The sequence below is a fragment of the Salinivibrio sp. ML323 genome (genome assembly GCF_001995745.1).
GTDB lineage: Bacteria > Pseudomonadota > Gammaproteobacteria > Enterobacterales > Vibrionaceae > Salinivibrio > Salinivibrio kushneri.
Genome location: NZ_MUES01000008.1, coordinates 80972 through 99580 on the forward strand (window position 1 = coordinate 80972; position 18609 = coordinate 99580).

The following is an 18609-nucleotide window of genomic DNA, read 5'->3' on the forward strand; positions in this document are numbered from 1 at the left end:
AATAATCAATGAGAGGGATTTGTTCAACGGAGATACCCCCATTCGGCGCACATCGTGGTCCTTGGTGCTAAAAACCGCTTCAACAAATACCTGCGCGATGAATGGTATGTTGATTGATTACGCCAGTAAAGCACGAATTGTTGTCGACGACAGGAATTGCCGTGACGCCATGGTGATGCATCAGAGCTAATGCTTCAGTACAAAGGCGAGACGATGTTATAACAAGAGGATTGTGCTGCAGTAATGCACTCATAGCGGTTTTATGGCAGCACCCCTTTGCTAAGGCTCTTCTTAAATCGCCATCGGTGAACACACCCAAAACGTGTCGACTATTATCGACGATCGTGATAAGGCCCAGCCCTGTTTGGCACATGATGGCGATGGCGTCTTGTAGTTCGGTATCAGGAGAGCAAAACGCTTGCTGGTGCTTATCTTCCATCAAATGCTCAACGCGTGTAATTAATCGGCTTCCCAACGCACCTGCGGGGTGAGATAGCGCAAAATCGTTGTGATCAAACTGCCGCATTGTCATCACGGTGAGTGCCAATGCATCACCTAAAAGCAAGGTATTCGTCGTGCTCGAAGTTGGCGCAAGTCCGAGTGGGCAGGCTTCTTCGTCTGCCTTAATATCAAGTGTTAAGTGGCAGGCATGACCGAGAGGGCTGTTAGGATGGCTGGTTATTGCGATAGTCGTGATTTTTTTTACGTCTATCAGCATTTGCATTGTTTGCAGTTCGTGGCTACTGCCTGAGTTCGAGATCATCATCACAACATCTTCTTGCCCAATCATTCCTAAATCACCATGAAGCGCTTCTGTGGGGTGAATAAAAAACGACGGCGTACCTGTCGAGGCTAATGTGGCTGCAATTTTCTTACCAATATGACCTGATTTCCCCACCCCTGAGACGATGACTTTACCTTTGCACTGTAAAAGCAAACTGGCCGCATCGGCAAATGCGTTGTCCATTGATAAATACAGTTTTTCACCTTGCTCAAGCTCATGTTTTATAAAGCTTTTTCCTATTTTGGTTACTTCTTTATCGTTGTAAATCATACTGATAGGAATCTCATTAAAATTGTCTGTTTTTTAGTGTAAAAATTCTTAGTGAAATTATTCAACGCTATAACAGGCTGATAGTAACGGCTAAATGCCCATAATGGGTGCGTTAAAAGCTATTTATGTGATCATGRTCACCTTATAGGGTGCAATAATATTTTATTGCATTTTTATTTGGTGCTGAAATCGCACTTAAGTCTTTCACAATAAAAACATCGTGATGTTGGTCACGGGGTTCCTCCTTTCTTCTTTCAATGATGCTTTCAAAGTGAAAATATGAGTGCGGTTAAACACAATATACTAATGAAAGGGGTTGTTTATGGAATGGATAATTCATGGTGCGGAATGGTTTATCGGGCTGTTTGAGAAAGGGGGAGATGTTTTTGCAGACATGGTAACAGGGATACTTCCGTTACTTATCTCTCTACTTGTGGCAATGAACGCATTAATTCGGTTTGTTGGGCAAGAAAGGGTTGAATGGCTAGCGCAACGCTGTGCAGGAAATCCAATCACGCGTTATTTGATTCTGCCAGTTATTGGTACCTTTATTTTTTGTAATCCAATGACATTAAGTCTTGGGCGCTTTTTGCCAGAGCGTTACAAACCCTCTTATTATGCAGCTGCTTCTTACAGCTGTCATTCAATGAACGGGTTATTTCCCCATGTTAACCCTGGAGAGCTTTTTGTCTACCTAGGGGTGGCAAGTGGCATCACAACACTCGGTTTGCCGCTTGGTCCTTTGGCTGTGAGCTATTTGTTAGTGGGTATGTTTACTAATTTCTTCCGTGGTTGGGTTACTGATCTCACAACCTACTTTATTGAACGTCAGCAAGGCGTGCAACTCGATAGAAATGTGCACATTATCCAATAAGTAAAGGGAGAATAGAAATGTCTAAAGTATTAGTAATCGAAAAAGGCAGTAGCGGTTGGGGCGGTCCATTAAACCTCCCTATTCAAGAAGGTAAGAAGGTTTTATACATTACCGGCGGATCTTGCCCTGACATTGCTCATAAAATATCAGAGGTAACTGGCTATGAACTCGTCGATGGATTTAAAACAAGTGTCCCAGATGAAGAGATTGGCGTTGCGGTGATTGATTGTGGTGGCACACTTAGATGTGGTCTTTACCCTAAAAAAAGAATACCCACAGTGAATATTCATTCGACGGGAAAGAGTGGACCACTTGCTCAGTACATTACTGAAGATATTTATGTGTCGGGAGTGACTCCGTCAGGAATAAAAGTGGTGAATGCATCGGGTGAAATCCCTATCGCTAAAAAAGAGGAATCAACCGAACCCACTGATAAGTCAGCTGATGTATCAGACCAGACATCAAATAGTCATAAAACAACGATTGATGCAAATAAAAAGCTGAGTCAGCAGAGTGATGGGCTCTTAGCGCGAGTGGGCTTAGCGATGGGGGGAGTGATGTCGACATTCTTCCAAGCTGGGCGGGAAACCATTGATACCGTTATCCAGACAATTCTGCCTTTTATGGCGTTTGTCGCGATGCTTATTGGCGTCATTATGGCATCAGGGTTTGGTGATTTGGTTGCTCATGGTCTTACTCCCCTTGCGCAAAATCCGCTAGGTTTGGTGACGTTAGCATTAATCTGCTCTTTCCCTTTGCTTTCGCCTTTTCTTGGTCCTGGTGCCGTTATTGCACAAGTTATTGGTGTGTTAGTTGGTACCCAGATTGGCATGGGAACCATTCCGCCTCACTTGGCATTACCGGCCCTATTTGCGATTAACTCGCAAGCAGCTTGTGACTTTATCCCTGTGGGGTTAGGGCTTGCCGAAGCTGACCAAAAGACAGTAGAAATCGGCGTGCCATCTGTGCTCTATTCTCGATTCTTAACCGGTGCGCCAACCGTGTTGATTGCTTGGTTTGTTTCTATGTTCATTTATCAATAATAGGAGGTTCATATGTCGGCTCTCTATCAAGTAAAAATACAAAGCCTCGGTGAGTTTGCCAGCGAAGCGCTGGAAGACAATATGATGATTCTTTTTTCTGACATTGCACCCGAAGAAGTAAAAGATTATTGCTTTATTCATTGCCATGATCAATTAAAAGGCGAGATTAAGCCTGGTAATAAAATAAAGATTTCAGATCGTTCTTTTCCTATTACGGCTGTGGGCGATGTTGTGAATCAGAATTTAAGTGAGTTAGGCCATATAACGATTCGTTTTGATGGTGAACATTCTGCGGAGTTCCCTGGCTGTGTACATGTCGAAGGAAGTCGACCAGACAGTATCGTATGTGGTGATGAAATTACATTTTTTGTTAATTAGAAATTGTTAGGGGTAGTTATGAGTAAAGTAGCGTTAGTTGTCGGTGGTGGCCAAACTCTAGGTGAGTTCATTTGTCGGGGATTAGCCGATGATGGTTACCGTGTGATCGTTGCTGACTTAAATGAAAAAAATGCAAGTGGTGTCAGCGAATCGATTAACCAAGAATATGGTGACGAGACTGCATTTGGTGTGAAAGTTGATGCGACAAATGAACTAAGCGTTAAAGAAATGGTCGAGCGTGTTGACTCTCTTGTAGGTCGCATTGATCTTTTAGTATATAATGCCGGTGTTGCAACCGCATCTAAGATAGATAGCTTTGACTTTGCAGATTGGCAGTTGTCAATCAATGTTAATCTGACAGGGTATTTCCTGTGTGCCAGAGAAGTCTCTAAAGTTATGATTAGAGAAGGGCGTGGTGGACGCATCATTCAAATTAACTCGAAATCAGGCAAAGTAGGTTCTAAACATAATAGCGGCTACTCTGCAGCGAAATTTGGTGGCGTTGGACTCACTCAGTCTCTGGCGCTCGACTTGGCAGAGCATGGGGTAACGGTGCATTCTTTGATGCTGGGTAATTTGCTTAAAAGCCCAATGTTTCAGTCACTTATTCCGCAATATGCTAAAAAACTTAATGTGGATGAGTCTGATGTTGAACAAATATACATTGATAAGGTGCCTTTGAAAGCGGGCTGTGATTATCAAGATGTACTGAATGTGCTTAAGTTTTATGCCAGTGATGAGGCTGCCTATTGCACCGGGCAGTCTATCAACATCACTGGTGGGCAGGTTATGTTTTAACGAATTGATTATTAATAATAAAAGGGGTGTCTCACCCCTTTTTTTAAGGAAGATTATGGATACGACCTGGTCGATGATTTATGTGGCGATACTCGCGTGGGGGCTTCAAATTGTTTTTGGGTATTTTCAAGTTAGATCGTTTAATAAGATTTTGAAGGAGTTGTCTCAAAAAGGTAATGTTAGAATCGGGCGGACAAAAAGCCGCTGGAAGCCCAGAACGGTAGTCATTATTGCGGCGAGTGACGATGGTAAGATTGTTGATTTTTCTTATATTAAAGGTATGTCGATTTTCTCTCGGCCAAAGAAAATGAGCTCGCTTGTTGGTCAGCATCTTCCCTTATCAAACAGCTTGTTATCACAGCTTAGCCTGCCATTTCAAGAGGCGATTAGTGTCGCAAATCGTGAAAATCTCTAGATAATTTGATTTTTGCATCTTTCATTTTGAAAGCCTTATGTTTACAGTACTAAGTATATCAAAAAGTGGATGATGTAATGAATTTGGATAATAGAAGAGAGCGGTTGTTAGAGTTTCTCAAAACCCACGGTAAGACTTCAGTGAACCGGCTTGCGTCTACGTTTGACACATCAGGTGCAACGATAAGAAGCGATCTCCGGTCACTAGAAGAAGAGGGTTTGGTTATTCGTCGGTATGGCGCGGCTGAAGTGGCAGCACCACCTCATGGCCTGGAAGATTGGTCGATGGATGTTAAGCAAACCTTAAACCTAGAACACAAATCCCTGATTGCGCAGGCTGCATCTAAACTTGTGCAGGATGGTGAGTCAATTGTTCTTGACTGTGGTAGCACAACATTACAAATGGTGAGTCACCTTCAGCATGTTTTAGAGCTGACGCTGATGACCAATAGTATTCATATTGTCAACGCCGTTGCAGAGCTTGAGTCTCCCCATACAGTGTTAATGCCGGGTGGCACCTATAGACATAAATCCGCATCATTCCATGGCGCTCTTGCCGAACAGGCATTTCAGAAGTTTTCGTTTGATAAGCTATTCATTGGCGCGGATGGGTTTGATCTTGCCCAAGGCACCACAACATACAATGAAGCGTATCAAGTGAGCCAAGCCATGTGTCAGGCAGCAAATAAAATTATTGTTGTCACAGATTCGAGTAAATTTGGGCGTCGAAGCCCCAATGTTGTGGTTCCTCTTAATAAAATTGACATTTTAGTAACAGATTCCGATATTGCGCAAAAACACATTAAATCGTTGCAAAAACATGGCATAGAAGTCTTGGTTGTCTAAACGGGACGCACGCTTTACGCCTCACTATATCGGTTAGTTTGTAAGCGAAAGCTGAGTCAGCAATTGTTCTGCTTGCGTGAGGTATGGGCCGCCGAATAAGTTGACGTGGTTAAGCACATGATAAAGGTTATAAATATCTTTTCGTTGTTGATAGCCCTCATCTAACGGCCACTCGGCTTGATAGCCGTTGTAAAAGCTTTGCGGGAAACCGCCAAAGAGCTCTGTCATGGCAATATCGGCCTCACGATCGCCCCAATAACAAGCTGGGTCAAACACCACAGGGCCGTTGACCGACAGCCCCATGTTGCCCGACCAAAGATCCCCATGCAGTAACGAGGGCTTAGGCGTGTGGCCGACAAGTTGGGCTTTAACATTTTCGGTAATGGTATCGATGTCGCCAAAATGCAGCGAGCGCTCAGCCGCCAATTGCAATTGCCAACCAATACGTTGTTCAGCAAAAAAACGACACCATTTGCGGTGCCAACAGTTTCTCTGCTCCGTGGTGCCAATGTAATTATCATCATCAAAGCCGTATTCTGCTTGCTCCCCCCACCGATGATGGCGTGCTAAGTGTTGTCCCAGCAAATACGCCTGCGTATCGTCTATCGGTTTGATGGGCAGATAGTTGAGCACCAAGACAGCGCTATCTTTCACGGGACCAACAAAATACACCTGAGGCACACGAATATGGCCGCTCATGGCGAGTTGACGTAACCCTTCTGCTTCGGCTTCAAAGGCGGGGAGTAGGGCACGCTCGTTCACCTTRACGAAAAAACGTTGATCGCCGCCATCGCTAACGCAATAGGCATCATGGATGTCGCCACCACTGAGAGCGTGTTTTTCGGTGATCTCAAAATCAATCCCGAGTTGATCGGATAGGTGTACAGACAGGGCATGCCACATAAGCGACTCCGTTACATCGAGGTAAAGGGGGAAGTAACAGTAACTGGTTATATAGTAGCCTAGGATGTCGCCTAATATCTGTGGATATGACGACAGTTTGAATAAAAAACGGCTCATAAAGAGCCGTTTAACTGTCGGTTTGGTGCTTATTGCCACGGTTAAGAGACGGTAGACAAGCTCGGCAAGAGGCTATTTGGCATTAAGCGATTATAGGTGCCGGTTTTAAGCAGCGCATTAGCCTTTTCGATATCGGGGGCAAAGTAGCGGTCTTTATCATAAAACGGCACCACGCCACGTAATTCCGCTTTGGCTTGCTCCAAGCGCTCAGAACTTTTATGAGGGGCACGAAAGTCAATGCCTTGACTGGCTGAGAGCAGTTCAACGGCCAAAATACCGCGTGTGTTGCTGCTCATATCATGTAGGCGGCGAGCGGCAAAGGTCGCCATGGAGACATGATCCTCTTGGTTTGCTGAGGTAGGCAGGCTGTCAATCGACGCTGGGTGGGCCAGGGTTTTGTTTTCACTGGCTAACGCCGCAGCAGTGACCTGTGCGATCATAAATCCAGAGTTAACCCCCCCGTTGTTCACCAAAAAGGCAGGGAGTTTACTGAGGTTAGTGTCGATGAGCAGTGCCATCCGACGCTCCGATAGGCTGCCAATCTCTGCAATCGCTAATGCGAGGTTGTCTGCAGCCATGGCAACGGGCTCGGCGTGGAAGTWCCCCCCAGAAATGATGTCGCCATCTTCTGGGAACACCAGTGGATTATCGGATACCGCATTGGCTTCCGTAATGAGCACGTCGGCGGCTTGGCGAATTTGCTGCAAACAAGCGCCCATCACCTGTGGTTGGCAGCGCAGTGAGTAAGGGTCTTGAACCTTTTCGCAGTTTTGGTGGCTATCGCCAATTTCACTGGACTCATTCAGTAGGTGGCGATAGGCGGCAGCGGCATCCATTTGGGTTTGGTGGCCGCGTACGTCGTGAATGCGTGGATCGAAGGGGCGTCGGCTGCCGAGGGCTGCTTCCACTGATAATGCACCACAAACCGTGGCGGCGGCGTACAGATCTTCGGCCTCGAACAGACCTTCGAGGGCAAAGGCCGTAGACGCCTGCGTACCATTAAGTAGCGCCAGCCCTTCTTTTGGCCCCAGTGTAATAGGCGATAACCCAGCGATTTTTAACGCGGCTTCACCAGAAATCACTTCGCCTTTATAACGCGCTTGGCCTTCTCCCAATAGTACCGTGCTCATATGCGCGAGAGGCGCAAGGTCGCCTGAAGCGCCCACGGAGCCTTTTTGGGGAATACAGGGATACACCTCGCGGTTGACCAACTCTGCCAGCGCTTTGACGACCTCAAAGCGGATCCCGGAATAGCCACGCGCCAAGCTCGCAATTTTGAGCACCATCATCAGGCGCACGGTGGCATCGTCCATAAACTCACCAATGCCCGCTGCGTGAGACAGCACAATCGAGCGTTGGAGTGTTTCCAGATCGTCCAGCTCAATGCGGGTATTGGCCAATAAGCCAAAGCCCGTATTGATGCCGTAGACCACCCGTCCTTGCTCAAGGACGTTGGTGACAGTGTCGGTGCTGGTTTTCATAGTGGCTTCAATGCCGTCAGCAAACGCCAGTTGCACGGGCTCTCGGCTGACTTGTCGTAGTTGGTCTAGGGTGAGCTCACCAGGTTGTAGCGTTAATGTGTACATCTTGCTCTCCTTAGCGCAGCGGTTGGTTAGGTAAGTCCAACAGCGGCAGATCGAGTTGTTCTTCTTTGGCGCAATCAATGGCAATATCGTACCCGGCATCGGCGTGGCGCATGACGCCTGTCGCAGGATCGTTTCGCAACACCCGTGCCACACGTTGGTGTGCGTCGTCGGTGCCGTCACAGACAATCACCACGCCTGAGTGTTGTGAGAAGCCCATACCAACACCGCCACCATGGTGTAATGATACCCAGGTTGCCCCTGATGCCGTGTTTAACATTGCGTTGAGCAATGGCCAATCAGACACCGCATCTGAGCCATCAAGCATACCTTCGGTTTCACGGTTCGGGCTCGCCACTGAGCCTGAGTCTAAGTGGTCACGGCCAATCACCACGGGCGCTTTGAGTTCGCCATTTTTCACCATTTCGTTAAAGGCAAGGGCGAGGCGGGCACGGTCTTTGACACCCACCCAGCAAATACGAGCCGGTAAACCTTGGAACTGAATGCGCTCTTTGGCCATATCAAGCCAGTTGTGCAGGTGTGGGTCGTCCGGGATCAGCTCTTTGACTTTCTGATCGGTTTTATAGATATCTTCCGGATCGCCTGACAGGGCCGCCCAGCGGAACGGGCCAATTCCTTGGCAGAATAACGGACGAATGTAGGCAGGGACAAACCCTGGGAAATCAAAGGCATTGTCAACTCCTACCTCGAGCGCCATTTGGCGAATGTTATTGCCATAATCCAAGGTTGCTGCACCGCGCGTTTGCAAATCAAGCATCGCTTTTACTTGTACGGCCATTGACGCTTTCGCCGCTTTCACAACCTCTGCTTCGTTTTCTTTGCGCTGAGCAGCGGCTTGCTCCATGGTCCAACCTTGCGGTAAGTAACCATTGAGAGGGTCGTGGGCTGAGGTTTGGTCGGTGACCACATCGGGGGTGATATTGCGCTTCACCAGCTCAGGGAAAACATCAGCCGCATTGGCCAGTAACCCAATGGAAACGGGCTTGCCAGCTTGATTGGCTTGCTCAATCATCTCCAGGGCTTCGTCAAGCGAGGTAGCTTTGCGATCGACATAGCCAGTGCGCAAGCGATAATCGATACGGCTTTCATCACACTCAACCGCAATCATTGAAAAGCCAGCCATGGTGGCTGCCAGTGGCTGTGCGCCACCCATGCCACCCAGACCACCGGTCAAGATCCAACGTCCCTTGGCTTCACCATCGAAATGCTTCTTAGCGACGGCAACAAAGGTTTCGTAAGTACCTTGAACAATGCCCTGCGAGCCGATATAAATCCAGCTCCCTGCGGTCATTTGGCCATACATCATCAAACCTTGCTTATCCAGCTCATTGAAGTGTTCCCAGTTGGCCCAGTGCGGCACCAAGTTTGAGTTGGCAATAAGCACACGAGGCGCATCTTTGTGGGTGGGGAATACGCCCACCGGCTTGCCGGATTGCACCAACAAGGTTTGATCGTCATCGAGACGTTTAAGCACCTCGACAATTTTATCGAAACATTGCCAGTTGCGTGCGGCCCGTCCAATTCCCCCGTAGACAACTAAGCCATTAGGGTGTTCGGCCACGTCTGGATGTAGGTTATTCATTAGCATGCGAAGGGGGGCTTCGGTTAGCCAGCTTTTTGTATTTAGCTCTGGTCCGGTTGGGGCTTTAACCGTGCGTGAATCAAAACGTGGATCCGTCATGGTTACTCTCCTTGTGAATCAATGTGGTGCGACGTCGCGTGTAGCATGGTCCAAGCCATGCGAGCCGCTAATCGACTGGTTTGCTGGTCGCGGTCGTAGTTGGGATTAACTTCAGTGATGTCGAACACGGGGACACGAACGCGCTGCCGGTCGGCTTCACTAAAAATGGATTGAATCAGTGGTTCAATGACCTGTACTGGCACGCCGATTGTCGCTGGCGCGCTCACACCCGGCGCGGCACTGGCGGGAAAAACATCCATATCGAGCGTGAGGTATAAGTAATCACACCCTTGGATGAATTCGCTTAATTTTGTCTTGAGTGCCGGTAGCGCAGCCACCTGCATGTCGGTATCTTCTTCTACCCAGCACCCAAGTTGTGCGGCTTTATCAAATAGTGCCTGGGTGTTGCTGGTTTGGCTTACGCCTAAGCAGGCGTAGTGAAATGGCCAGCCTTTTTGCTGACAAAGTTGGGCGATCTGCGCGAAGGGCGTGCCTGAGCTACCGGCTTCGCTGATCCCTTGTGGCGTACGCAAGTCAAAGTGCGCATCAAAATTAATGATGCCAATCTTGGGGGCCTGCTGGGATGAAACATGGCGTGACAAGTAGCCGGATAAACCTTGAAAGCTGGCCCACGCGGTTTCATGTCCGCCCCCCAGCACCAGAACATTATGCTGTGATAGTGTTTGGTGGATGTGTTGACTTAGCCCTTGCTGTGCAAGAACGAGGTCGGTGTCGTCACAGACGATATTGCCACCATCATAGAGGGCAGGGGCGTTGTGCCAGGCAAAGTTCGCTAATGCCTGCCGAATCGTATCCGGTGCCAGTGCCGCACCCTGACGACCTTTGTTGCGAGCGACACCTTCATCGCAAGCAAAACCGTAGATCACTACGCCGCCTTGTTCACAAGAAGACGTGTACGAGGTCACCATTTGGTGCAAGCGCTGTCCGCGCTCGCCGTCCTCTGGGTCAACACGCCCTTGCCACAGCGTCATATCAGCCGGTAAGTGTTTCATCAGCGGCTCCCCTGGTTGTCATACCATGTTCCGCCAACGATGCGCCCAGCCAGTGGCGCAGTGCCCACCATGTAACTAAGCTCAGCCGGGGATTGGCAATGCCAAACCGCAAAATCAGCATCAAATCCGACAGCGATTTGCCCTTTGTTGTCTAGCCCCATGGCTTGTGCAGCATGGCGGGTGACACCGTAGAGGTTCTCTTTAGGCGTCAATTTAAAAAAGGTTGAGGCCATGTTCATCATCAGGGTTAACGAGGCAAAGGGTGACGTCCCTGGGTTAAAGTCCGTCGCGAGTGCCATGGGTACTTGGTTGTCACGCAATGCTTGAATCGGAGGATGTTGAGTTTCACGGAGAAAATAAAACGCACCAGGAAGCAAGGTCGCAACCGTGCCGCACTCTGCCAAAAGCTGAGCGTCGGCTTCTGATAAGTATTCAATATGATCCACCGACAAGGCGCCTGCTTTTGCGGCTGCCACACTGCCACCGAGATCGCYGAGCTGTTCGGTGTGCGCTTTAATCTTTAATCCATGCGCATTGGCTGCGGCATAGACTTTTTCTGCTTGGTCGACGCTAAAGGCTATTTTTTCACAAAAGACGTCTACCGCATCAGCGAGTTGCTGTTCTGCAGCGGCAGGGATTAGTGTATGACAAACAAAGTCAATGTAGTGATCGGCATCATGTTGATACTCAGGTGGCAGTGCATGCGCGGCTAACAAGGTGGTGGAGACATTAACCGGCAAATGCTGCTCAATGGCGCGTGCGACGCGCAGCATTTTTAGCTCGCCCTCAAAAGTGAGGCCATACCCTGATTTTATTTCGAGGGTTGTTACACCGTCTCGCATGAGTGCTTCAGCACGTGGTAGGGCAAGCGCCAGTAACTCGTCCTCGCTGGCTGCGCGAGTGGCGTTGACAGTGGACAAGATCCCACCGCCTTGCTCAGCGATGGTTTGGTAAGGCACCCCGTTAAGGCGCTGCTCAAATTCACCGGCGCGATTGCCGGCAAATACCAAGTGTGTGTGACTATCGATAAGTCCTGGTGTGACTAGGCAGCCATTTAACGACTGCTTGGGCCAATCAAGCTGCTTGGCTTGCTCCCCTAGCGCAACGATTTTTCCGTTCTCGACGGCGATCGCAGAGCCAGACTGGCATTGATAGCCTGACGCTTCACTCATCGTGCTCGCCATACTGATGACGTTTGCGTCGGTAAATACCCTCTTCATGGCGAATACCTTACTGCTTCATAAATGTCTATACAAATGTATAGACAAATAAGGGCGCGAGCACAAGAGGGGTTGTAAAGGTTTTGTGATCGGCTCGTTCGTTTTTCGGCGAGAAGCGAGACGTTTAACGTAGAAGGGGAGGATGAGCCTTAATCATAAAGGCCCACTTTAAAGTCTGAACCCGTTCATCGTAGCGTCCGGATTGATGCAATTGTTGTAAACCTTGATTTAGCGCTGAGAGGTATTCATCTAACAAGCATCGCCTAACGAGAGCGCTAGGCTATCTGTCTGTGCGTGACGTGAGTTTATAACGTGAACCAGGGTGGTAGAGTAATGCGGCACTGACCAATGTTTGCTGGCTCCAGGTGCGGCGGTGAAGTAAAAGGCAGGGCTCATCAGACTTCATCGCCAATGCCTCTTTGACTGCTGCTGATGGATTAATCGCTTCGACACTATGCTCAATGGTGTTAACTGGGCATACTGAAGACAAGTACTCATTGGGGGTGGTCTGGTTGAAGTCTTGTTCCAGATAGGCAGGCGCAAGCGCCGGGTTCACCCAGCGCTGCTCGAGCTGGAGCGGTATCTCATCACCGTAGTGGACAATTTCGCTGTAGTAGACGTCGGTGCCCAACATCACACCCAAGCGCATTGCCACGTCAACAGGCGCAGAGAGGCGCTTCAAGGCATGAATGACGCTGTGATAGTGCTGACCGCGTGCAGTGACTTCATCGGCAATATTGCGAATGTCCATCAACGGTGATTCCGCTTTGGGTTCAGTAACAAACGTGCCTAGCCGCGGCGTGCGTTCGAGTAGCCCATCAGTCACCAAGTCACGAACCGCCTTATTGACCGTCATCCGGCTAACGTTAAATAGATCGCACAGCTCGTATTCGGTGGGGATACGCGTACCAACCGGCCAAACCCGTGTCTCAATTTTTTCTTCAATGTAGGCTTTGATTTGTTGATAACGAGGCGCGTTGGCCATACGGTTTCCTTGTCAAAATTGTGTATACAAATCAGGATTGATGAAGTCTCGCGTAAAATCAAGTGAATGATAGAAAACTTGATTGTTTATCACGCTGATTCTCGCGTAGAAATTATTATTGGGATGACTTGCATCACAAATGCGGGATCTTCATAATCGTCATTCTACTCGCACTGTGCGGTTACTTACTAATCGCCAAAATACACTTCATGTGCCACTTGGTGTGTGGCACCACTGAGAAGGATTGTTATCAATGCCTCTAATTACTCTCCCTGACGGCAGTCAGCGTTCTTTTGACCACCCTGTTTCGACTTATGATGTTGCCAACGATATTGGCCCAGGCCTTGCCAAAGCGTGTATTGCCGGTCGTGTAAATGGTGAGCGTGTTGACGCGTGTGATCTTATCGAGCACGACGCGCAACTGGAAATCATTACCGCGAAAGATGAAGACGGGTTAGAAATCATTCGCCACTCTTGTGCGCACCTTTTAGGTCATGCGATTAAGCAGCTTTTCCCTGACACTAAGATGGCGATTGGTCCAACCATCGACAACGGTTTCTACTACGACATAGACATGGATCGCTCGCTCACCCAGGATGACCTGGACGCCATTGAAAAGCGTATGAAAGAGTTGGCGAAAACCAAATATCAGGTCGTGAAGAAAAACGTCAGCTGGCAAGAGGCGCGCGATACGTTTGAAGCGCGTGGTGAATCATACAAGATAGAAATCTTGGATGAGAATGTATCACGTGACGACCGTCCGGGCTTGTACCACCACGAAGAATACATTGATATGTGTCGTGGCCCACACGTGCCAAACATGAGCTTTTGTCAGAACTTCAAAGTCCTGAATGTGGCTGGCGCTTACTGGCGTGGTAATAGTGACAACAAAATGCTGCAGCGTATTTACGGCACAGCATTTGCGGATAAAAAGCAACTTAAAGCGCATTTGGTACGCTTGGAAGAAGCTGCTAAACGTGACCATCGTAAACTAGGTAAGCAGCTTGATCTGTACCATATGCAGCAAGAAGCACCTGGGATGGTCTTCTGGCACCATAACGGTTGGACCATTTTCCGTGAACTTGAGCAGTTTATCCGCGACAAGCTGACTGAGTATGATTACCAGGAAGTCAAAGGGCCGCTGATCATGGATCGCGTGCTTTGGGAGCGCTCGGGCCACTGGGATAAGTATGCGGATTACATGTTCACGACGAATTCTGAGAACCGTGAATACGCCCTTAAGCCGATGAACTGTCCTGGTCATGTTCAGATCTTTAACCAAGGCCTGAAGTCTTACCGTGACCTACCGTTGCGTATGGCGGAATTTGGTAGCTGCCACCGTAATGAGCCCTCTGGTGCGCTGCATGGCTTGATGCGTGTTCGTGGCTTTACTCAAGACGATGCGCACATTTTCTGTACTCCAGAACAGGTACAAGAAGAAGTCAGCGCGTGTATCGAGATGGTCTATGAGACCTATCAGACTTTTGGCTTTAACAACATTGAAGTCAAGCTGTCGACACGTCCTGAAACACGTGTCGGCTCTGACGAAATGTGGGATAAAGCCGAGCAAGCCTTGAATGAAGCCCTAACAGCAATGGATATTCCATTTGAAATTCAAGAGGGTGAAGGTGCATTCTACGGACCTAAGATTGAGTTTACGCTACATGATTGTCTCGATCGCGCTTGGCAGTGTGGTACAGTACAACTTGATTTCGCGTTGCCCGAGCGCTTAAGCGCGACCTATGTAGGGGAAGACAACGAACGCCATACGCCGGTTATGATTCACCGCGCTATTCTGGGCTCGTTGGAACGTTTCATCGGGATTCTTATCGAAGAATACGCGGGACACTTCCCTGCGTGGTTATCACCACAACAAGCGGTTGTGATGAATATCACGGATAAACAAGCAGGTTACGCGCAAGAGATTGCGAAAAAACTGCAAAAAGCTGGATTTAGAGCCTCTGCGGACTTGAGAAACGAGAAGATTGGCTTTAAAATCCGCGAACACACTTTGAAGCGTGTTCCGTATATGTTGGTTTGTGGCGACCAGGAAATGGAAGCTGGCGAAGTCGCAATACGGACCCGTAAAGGTAAAGATTTGGGTAAAATTAAGATTGATGACTTCTTAGCGCAGTTGCAGCAAGAAGTGCAAGATCGAACACTCAATATTGTGGAGGAATAAGGTATTAAAGGCGCAAGAAAAGCCCCGGCAAAGAAAAACGCTCATCGTCTAAACAACGAAATTCGTGGTGTTAAGGAAGTCCGTCTGACTGACGCCGACGGTGAACAAGTGGGGATTGTCCCATTTGACGAAGCACTCGCCAAAGCAGAAGAGGCGACTCTTGACTTGGTAGAGATCAGTCCGAACGCTGAGCCGCCGGTTTGTCGTATCATGGATTACGGCAAATTCCTTTACGAGAAGAGTAAAGCTGCGAAAGAGCAGAAGAAAAAACAAAAGACTATTCAGGTTAAGGAAGTTAAATTCCGTCCTGGCACAGATGTAGGCGACTATCAGGTAAAACTACGCAACCTGGTTCGCTTCATTGAAGAGGGCAACAAGGTCAAGGTCACTATCCGATTCCGCGGTCGCGAAATGGCGCACCAAAGCATCGGTGTTGACGTGCTGAACCGCTTGAAAGAAGACACTGCTGAAATTGCTTCAGTAGAAAGCTTCCCATCACGCATCGAAGGCCGTCAGATGATCATGGTTCTGGCCCCAAAGAAGAAGTAATTCTGGCTTCCAAGTAACAAGCGGCTGCGCCTGCTGGGTGCAGCCGCTTTGTTCGCCAAATTGCTATGTTATTAACACAATGCGGAGTTATTCATCATGTCTAAGATGAAATCCAACAAAGGTGCTGCTAAGCGTTTCAAAAAAACGGCTGGTGGCTTCAAGTACAAGCGTGCAACCAAGCGTCATATCTTGACTAAACGTACTACTAAGAACAAGCGTCAGCTTCGTCCAAATGCGGTTCTTCCTGCGTGTGAAAACGCGCAAGTTGCTCGCATGCTGCCATACGCATAAGTTTTTAGTTTTATTATTTAGTTTAGGAGAGAGACAATGGCTCGCGTAAAACGTGGTGTACAAGCTCGTGCACGTCACAAGAGTGTAATGAAGCAAGCGAAAGGTTACTATGGTGCGCGTTCACGCGTATACCGCGTAGCTTTTCAGGCGGTAACGAAAGCAGGTCAATATGCTTATCGTGACCGTCGCAACAAGAAACGCCAATTCCGTCAACTGTGGATCGCACGTATCAACGCTGCGGCTCGCCAAAACGGTATGTCATACAGCCGTCTGATTAACGGTCTTAAAAAGGCATCGATCGAAATCGATCGTAAGATCCTTGCCGATATCGCGGTATATGACAAAGCAGCATTCTCTGTGCTGGTAGAAAAAGCGAAAGCTTCACTGTAATTTTTACAGTAAAGAATTGCTGAGAAAGGAGAGCTTCGGCTCTCCTTTTTTGTTATTTGTTGGTGTCTAGATAATTGCACTTTGTGCATATAAAAGTGTGTTTTGGCACTTATTCTATAGTCCTATCATTATGATATAGTGCTCAAAAAGTGAAACAAAGGACACTCGATGAACCAATACGTCTTTTTTTGTCAGCCTAACAACTGTGACCAGTTTACTTACTTGATCAAGGAATCCCCCAACTACCTTGCCGAAAAAGAAGCATTGTTAGAGCAGGGGTTGATCATCGAAGGGGATGTGATTGTTGCTGATTGTGCGGAGACTGCGATTGAAAAATTCCGCCAGATTAATCTCAATGCAATCGAGGATTACATTCAGCACGATCCTACCGTTGGCTTTACGACTTTTATCGTGGAAATGTATCATTCGCTGCGTCGTCGGCTTGGAATGAAATCATGATTGTTGATATGTATCAGATTGATGCCTTTAGCGCGTCATTGTTTCAAGGAAACCCGGCAGGGGTGTGTATCTCGACGTCCATGTTGGATGAAGCAATCATGTTATCCATCGCCGAGGAAATGGCTGTCTCTGAAACGGCATTTCTTGCCTTAGATACCATGTTCTTACGCTGGGCTACAAGGCCAAGTAGTGGCCGTATTCAGCGGAAAGCTGCTGGATTTTATCAAGATCTAGTAAAAATCAGTGCAACAAAAAAAGAGGCCAAACGGCCTCTTTTTCAGTGGTGAAGTGGCGTTACGCCACTTGTACTTGTTGTTGTTCGATGTCTTCACTGGGTGTGGCACCAGACTCAGCACCGTGCATCCAACGAATCAGCGTGCCGGATAGCGCGAGTAAGATCACACCGGAAATCGCAGCGGTTGCCGCGATACCACCGAAGATCGCCAAGGCGCCATAATCACCGACATGTGAGCCAATGATGCCCGCCACATAGTTGGCAATCGCGTTGAAACCGAACCAGGCGCCCATCATCAATGAGGCCAAGCGTAGCGGCGCGAGCTTAGTAACCAAGGATAAACCGATAGGCGAGAGGCAAAGTTCGCCTAACGTGTGGAAGAAGAACGCGCCCACTAGCCAAAACATCGACGTCTTCACTGCGGTATCACCGCCTTGCTCTAACACCGCGCCAATCATGCACACGAACCCAAGCGCCAACATAAATAAAGCCATCGCAAACTTCACAGGCGAACTGGGCTCTTTAGGGCCAAGGCGTACCCACAGCGAGGCTGCGATGGGTGCACAAATAATGATGAAAAAAGGATTAAGCGATTGGAACCACGCCGCCGGTATCTCAAACCCACCAACCATACGATCCGTATACTCTTGAGTATAAATATTCATCAAGCCACCAGCTTGTTCAAAGCCGGCCCAGAAAATAATCACGAATAAACCCATCAATAAGATGACTTTAAGGCGATCGATTTCTTGCTTAGTCAGTGGGGCATTGGTCTTGGAATGATTGGCGTCTCGCGCTTGCTGTGCGGCTGGGACTCGCCCTATTTCACCTAACCAAGAATTAGCCATGGTTAGCTGGATTAGCAAGCTGAACACCATACCAATACCGGCGGCAAAGAAGCCATATTGCCAGCCGTAAGCGCTGGTCACAGAGCCAGAGACGAAGCCTGCTAACAATGAGCCAATGTTGATGCCCATATAAAAGATGGTAAACGCACCATCACGACGATGATCGCCTTCATCATAAAGGTCACCGACCATCGTCGAAATGTTGGGTTTTAACAGGCCACAACCGGTGATGAGCAACGCGAGACCGGCGTATAGCGTATGAACAATGTCTAAACCGTATTGTTGAGCAGGGAAAGCTAAGGTGAATTGTCCAATTGCCATCAGTGCACCACCGACAACGACAGCGCGACGTTGGCCAATAAAGTTATCGGCAATCCAACCGCCGATGAGTGGTGTGATATAGACGAGGCCAGTGTAGTAGCCATAAAGTTCGAGTGCGTCTTTGGTTGACCAGCCTAAACCACCGTTAATGGTTTGATCGGTCAAGTAAAGGACGAGGATGGCACGCATGGCGTAGTAGGAGAATCGCTCCCAAAGCTCAGTGCCGAAAAGTAAGAACAGTCCCCGAGGGTGACCAAGTATTGTCTTTGGGTTTTCCATAACTGATTAATTATTCGTGAGTTTTGTTGGGTCTGCATTTATATCATCGGCGTGCAGTACATTGCCGAAACGTCTTTGGTAAAAAACCTCCCTATAATTTGTAACAAAATATGTAAAACTAGAGT

19 protein-coding genes and 1 pseudogene are annotated in these 18609 nt (G+C 48.3%); 12 read left to right on the plus strand and 8 right to left on the minus strand.

Annotated features, from left to right (window positions below):
- Positions 1 to 79 precede the first annotated feature (79 nt).
- On the minus strand, positions 80 to 1054 hold the full coding sequence (locus BZG13_RS07905; RefSeq protein ID WP_077486226.1) for a KpsF/GutQ family sugar-phosphate isomerase: 975 nt from the start codon (positions 1052 to 1054) through the stop codon (positions 80 to 82).
- A gap of 322 nt (positions 1055 to 1376) precedes the next feature.
- Here BZG13_RS07905 and srlA point away from each other — a divergent pair, with 322 nt between their 5' ends.
- The 6 genes from srlA to srlR all read left to right on the plus strand — a co-directional run bounded on the left by srlA (position 1377) and on the right by srlR (position 5407).
- Positions 1377 to 1928, plus strand: a complete 552-nt coding sequence (gene srlA, locus BZG13_RS07910; RefSeq protein WP_077486227.1) for a PTS glucitol/sorbitol transporter subunit IIC — start codon at positions 1377 to 1379, stop codon at positions 1926 to 1928.
- A gap of 17 nt (positions 1929 to 1945) precedes the next feature.
- On the plus strand, positions 1946 to 2971 hold the full coding sequence (srlE, locus tag BZG13_RS07915) for a PTS glucitol/sorbitol transporter subunit IIB (protein WP_077486228.1): 1026 nt from the start codon (positions 1946 to 1948) through the stop codon (positions 2969 to 2971).
- 12 nt (positions 2972 to 2983) lie between these two features.
- Positions 2984 to 3349, plus strand: coding sequence for a PTS glucitol/sorbitol transporter subunit IIA (locus tag BZG13_RS07920; RefSeq protein ID WP_077486229.1), 366 nt, complete (start codon positions 2984 to 2986; stop codon positions 3347 to 3349).
- 18 nt (positions 3350 to 3367) lie between these two features.
- On the plus strand, positions 3368 to 4147 hold the full coding sequence (gene srlD, locus BZG13_RS07925; RefSeq protein WP_077486230.1) for a sorbitol-6-phosphate dehydrogenase: 780 nt from the start codon (positions 3368 to 3370) through the stop codon (positions 4145 to 4147).
- A 55-nt stretch (positions 4148 to 4202) separates the two neighbouring features.
- On the plus strand, positions 4203 to 4562 hold the full coding sequence (locus BZG13_RS07930; protein ID WP_077486231.1) for a transcriptional regulator GutM: 360 nt from the start codon (positions 4203 to 4205) through the stop codon (positions 4560 to 4562).
- Positions 4563 to 4639: 77 nt separating this feature from the next.
- Positions 4640 to 5407, plus strand: coding sequence for a glucitol operon DNA-binding transcriptional repressor SrlR (gene srlR / locus BZG13_RS07935; protein ID WP_077486232.1), 768 nt, complete (start codon positions 4640 to 4642; stop codon positions 5405 to 5407).
- A 33-nt stretch (positions 5408 to 5440) separates the two neighbouring features.
- Here srlR and BZG13_RS07940 read toward each other — a convergent pair whose 3' ends face one another.
- The 6 genes from BZG13_RS07940 to hutC form a co-directional block, all read right to left on the minus strand.
- A complete protein-coding gene (locus tag BZG13_RS07940; protein ID WP_077486233.1) occupies positions 5441 to 6310 on the minus strand; it encodes a fructosamine kinase family protein in 870 nt (289 codons plus the stop codon).
- Positions 6311 to 6468: 158 nt separating this feature from the next.
- Positions 6469 to 8013, minus strand: coding sequence for a histidine ammonia-lyase (hutH, locus tag BZG13_RS07945; protein WP_077486234.1), 1545 nt, complete (start codon positions 8011 to 8013; stop codon positions 6469 to 6471).
- Positions 8014 to 8023: 10 nt separating this feature from the next.
- Positions 8024 to 9712, minus strand: coding sequence for a urocanate hydratase (gene hutU / locus BZG13_RS07950; protein WP_077459457.1), 1689 nt, complete (start codon positions 9710 to 9712; stop codon positions 8024 to 8026).
- 2 nt (positions 9713 to 9714) lie between these two features.
- Positions 9715 to 10725, minus strand: coding sequence for a formimidoylglutamase (gene hutG / locus BZG13_RS07955; protein ID WP_077486235.1), 1011 nt, complete (start codon positions 10723 to 10725; stop codon positions 9715 to 9717).
- The gene (hutI, locus tag BZG13_RS07960) at positions 10725 to 11945 is read right to left on the minus strand and encodes an imidazolonepropionase (protein WP_077486236.1); all 1221 of its coding nucleotides are present in this window, start codon (positions 11943 to 11945) and stop codon (positions 10725 to 10727) included. The genes hutG and hutI overlap by 1 nt, the downstream gene beginning before the upstream one ends.
- Positions 11946 to 12225: 280 nt before the next feature.
- The gene (gene hutC, locus BZG13_RS07965) at positions 12226 to 12930 is read right to left on the minus strand and encodes a histidine utilization repressor (RefSeq protein WP_046073262.1); all 705 of its coding nucleotides are present in this window, start codon (positions 12928 to 12930) and stop codon (positions 12226 to 12228) included.
- Positions 12931 to 13183: 253 nt separating this feature from the next.
- On the opposite strand from hutC, the gene thrS reads away from it, so the two are divergent.
- The 6 genes and pseudogenes from thrS to BZG13_RS15460 all read left to right on the plus strand — a co-directional run.
- Positions 13184 to 15112 (plus strand): threonine--tRNA ligase, encoded by a 1929-nt coding sequence (gene thrS, locus BZG13_RS07970; RefSeq protein WP_077486237.1) that lies wholly within the window; start codon positions 13184 to 13186, stop codon positions 15110 to 15112.
- A 3-nt stretch (positions 15113 to 15115) separates the two neighbouring features.
- On the plus strand, positions 15116 to 15661 hold the full coding sequence (gene infC / locus BZG13_RS07975; RefSeq protein WP_077459463.1) for a translation initiation factor IF-3: 546 nt from the start codon (positions 15116 to 15118) through the stop codon (positions 15659 to 15661).
- A gap of 96 nt (positions 15662 to 15757) precedes the next feature.
- Positions 15758 to 15952 carry a 50S ribosomal protein L35 gene (gene rpmI / locus BZG13_RS07980; protein ID WP_025673304.1) on the plus strand — a complete coding sequence of 65 codons (195 nt, stop codon included), beginning with the start codon at positions 15758 to 15760 and terminating at the stop codon, positions 15950 to 15952.
- A gap of 36 nt (positions 15953 to 15988) precedes the next feature.
- On the plus strand, positions 15989 to 16342 hold the full coding sequence (gene rplT / locus BZG13_RS07985) for a 50S ribosomal protein L20 (RefSeq protein WP_025673305.1): 354 nt from the start codon (positions 15989 to 15991) through the stop codon (positions 16340 to 16342).
- Positions 16343 to 16510: 168 nt separating this feature from the next.
- Positions 16511 to 16801, plus strand: a complete 291-nt coding sequence (locus BZG13_RS07990) for a hypothetical protein (RefSeq protein ID WP_077459485.1) — start codon at positions 16511 to 16513, stop codon at positions 16799 to 16801.
- Positions 16798 to 16980 (plus strand): annotated as a pseudogene (locus BZG13_RS15460) (PhzF family phenazine biosynthesis protein); the annotation flags it as partial. The gene BZG13_RS07990 and the pseudogene BZG13_RS15460, both read left to right, overlap by 4 nt.
- A gap of 115 nt (positions 16981 to 17095) precedes the next feature.
- Here BZG13_RS15460 and BZG13_RS08000 read toward each other — a convergent pair.
- Entirely contained in the window at positions 17096 to 18484 is a 1389-nt protein-coding gene (locus BZG13_RS08000; protein ID WP_077486239.1) for a peptide MFS transporter, read from the minus strand.
- Between the last annotated feature and the right edge of the window lie 125 nt (positions 18485 to 18609).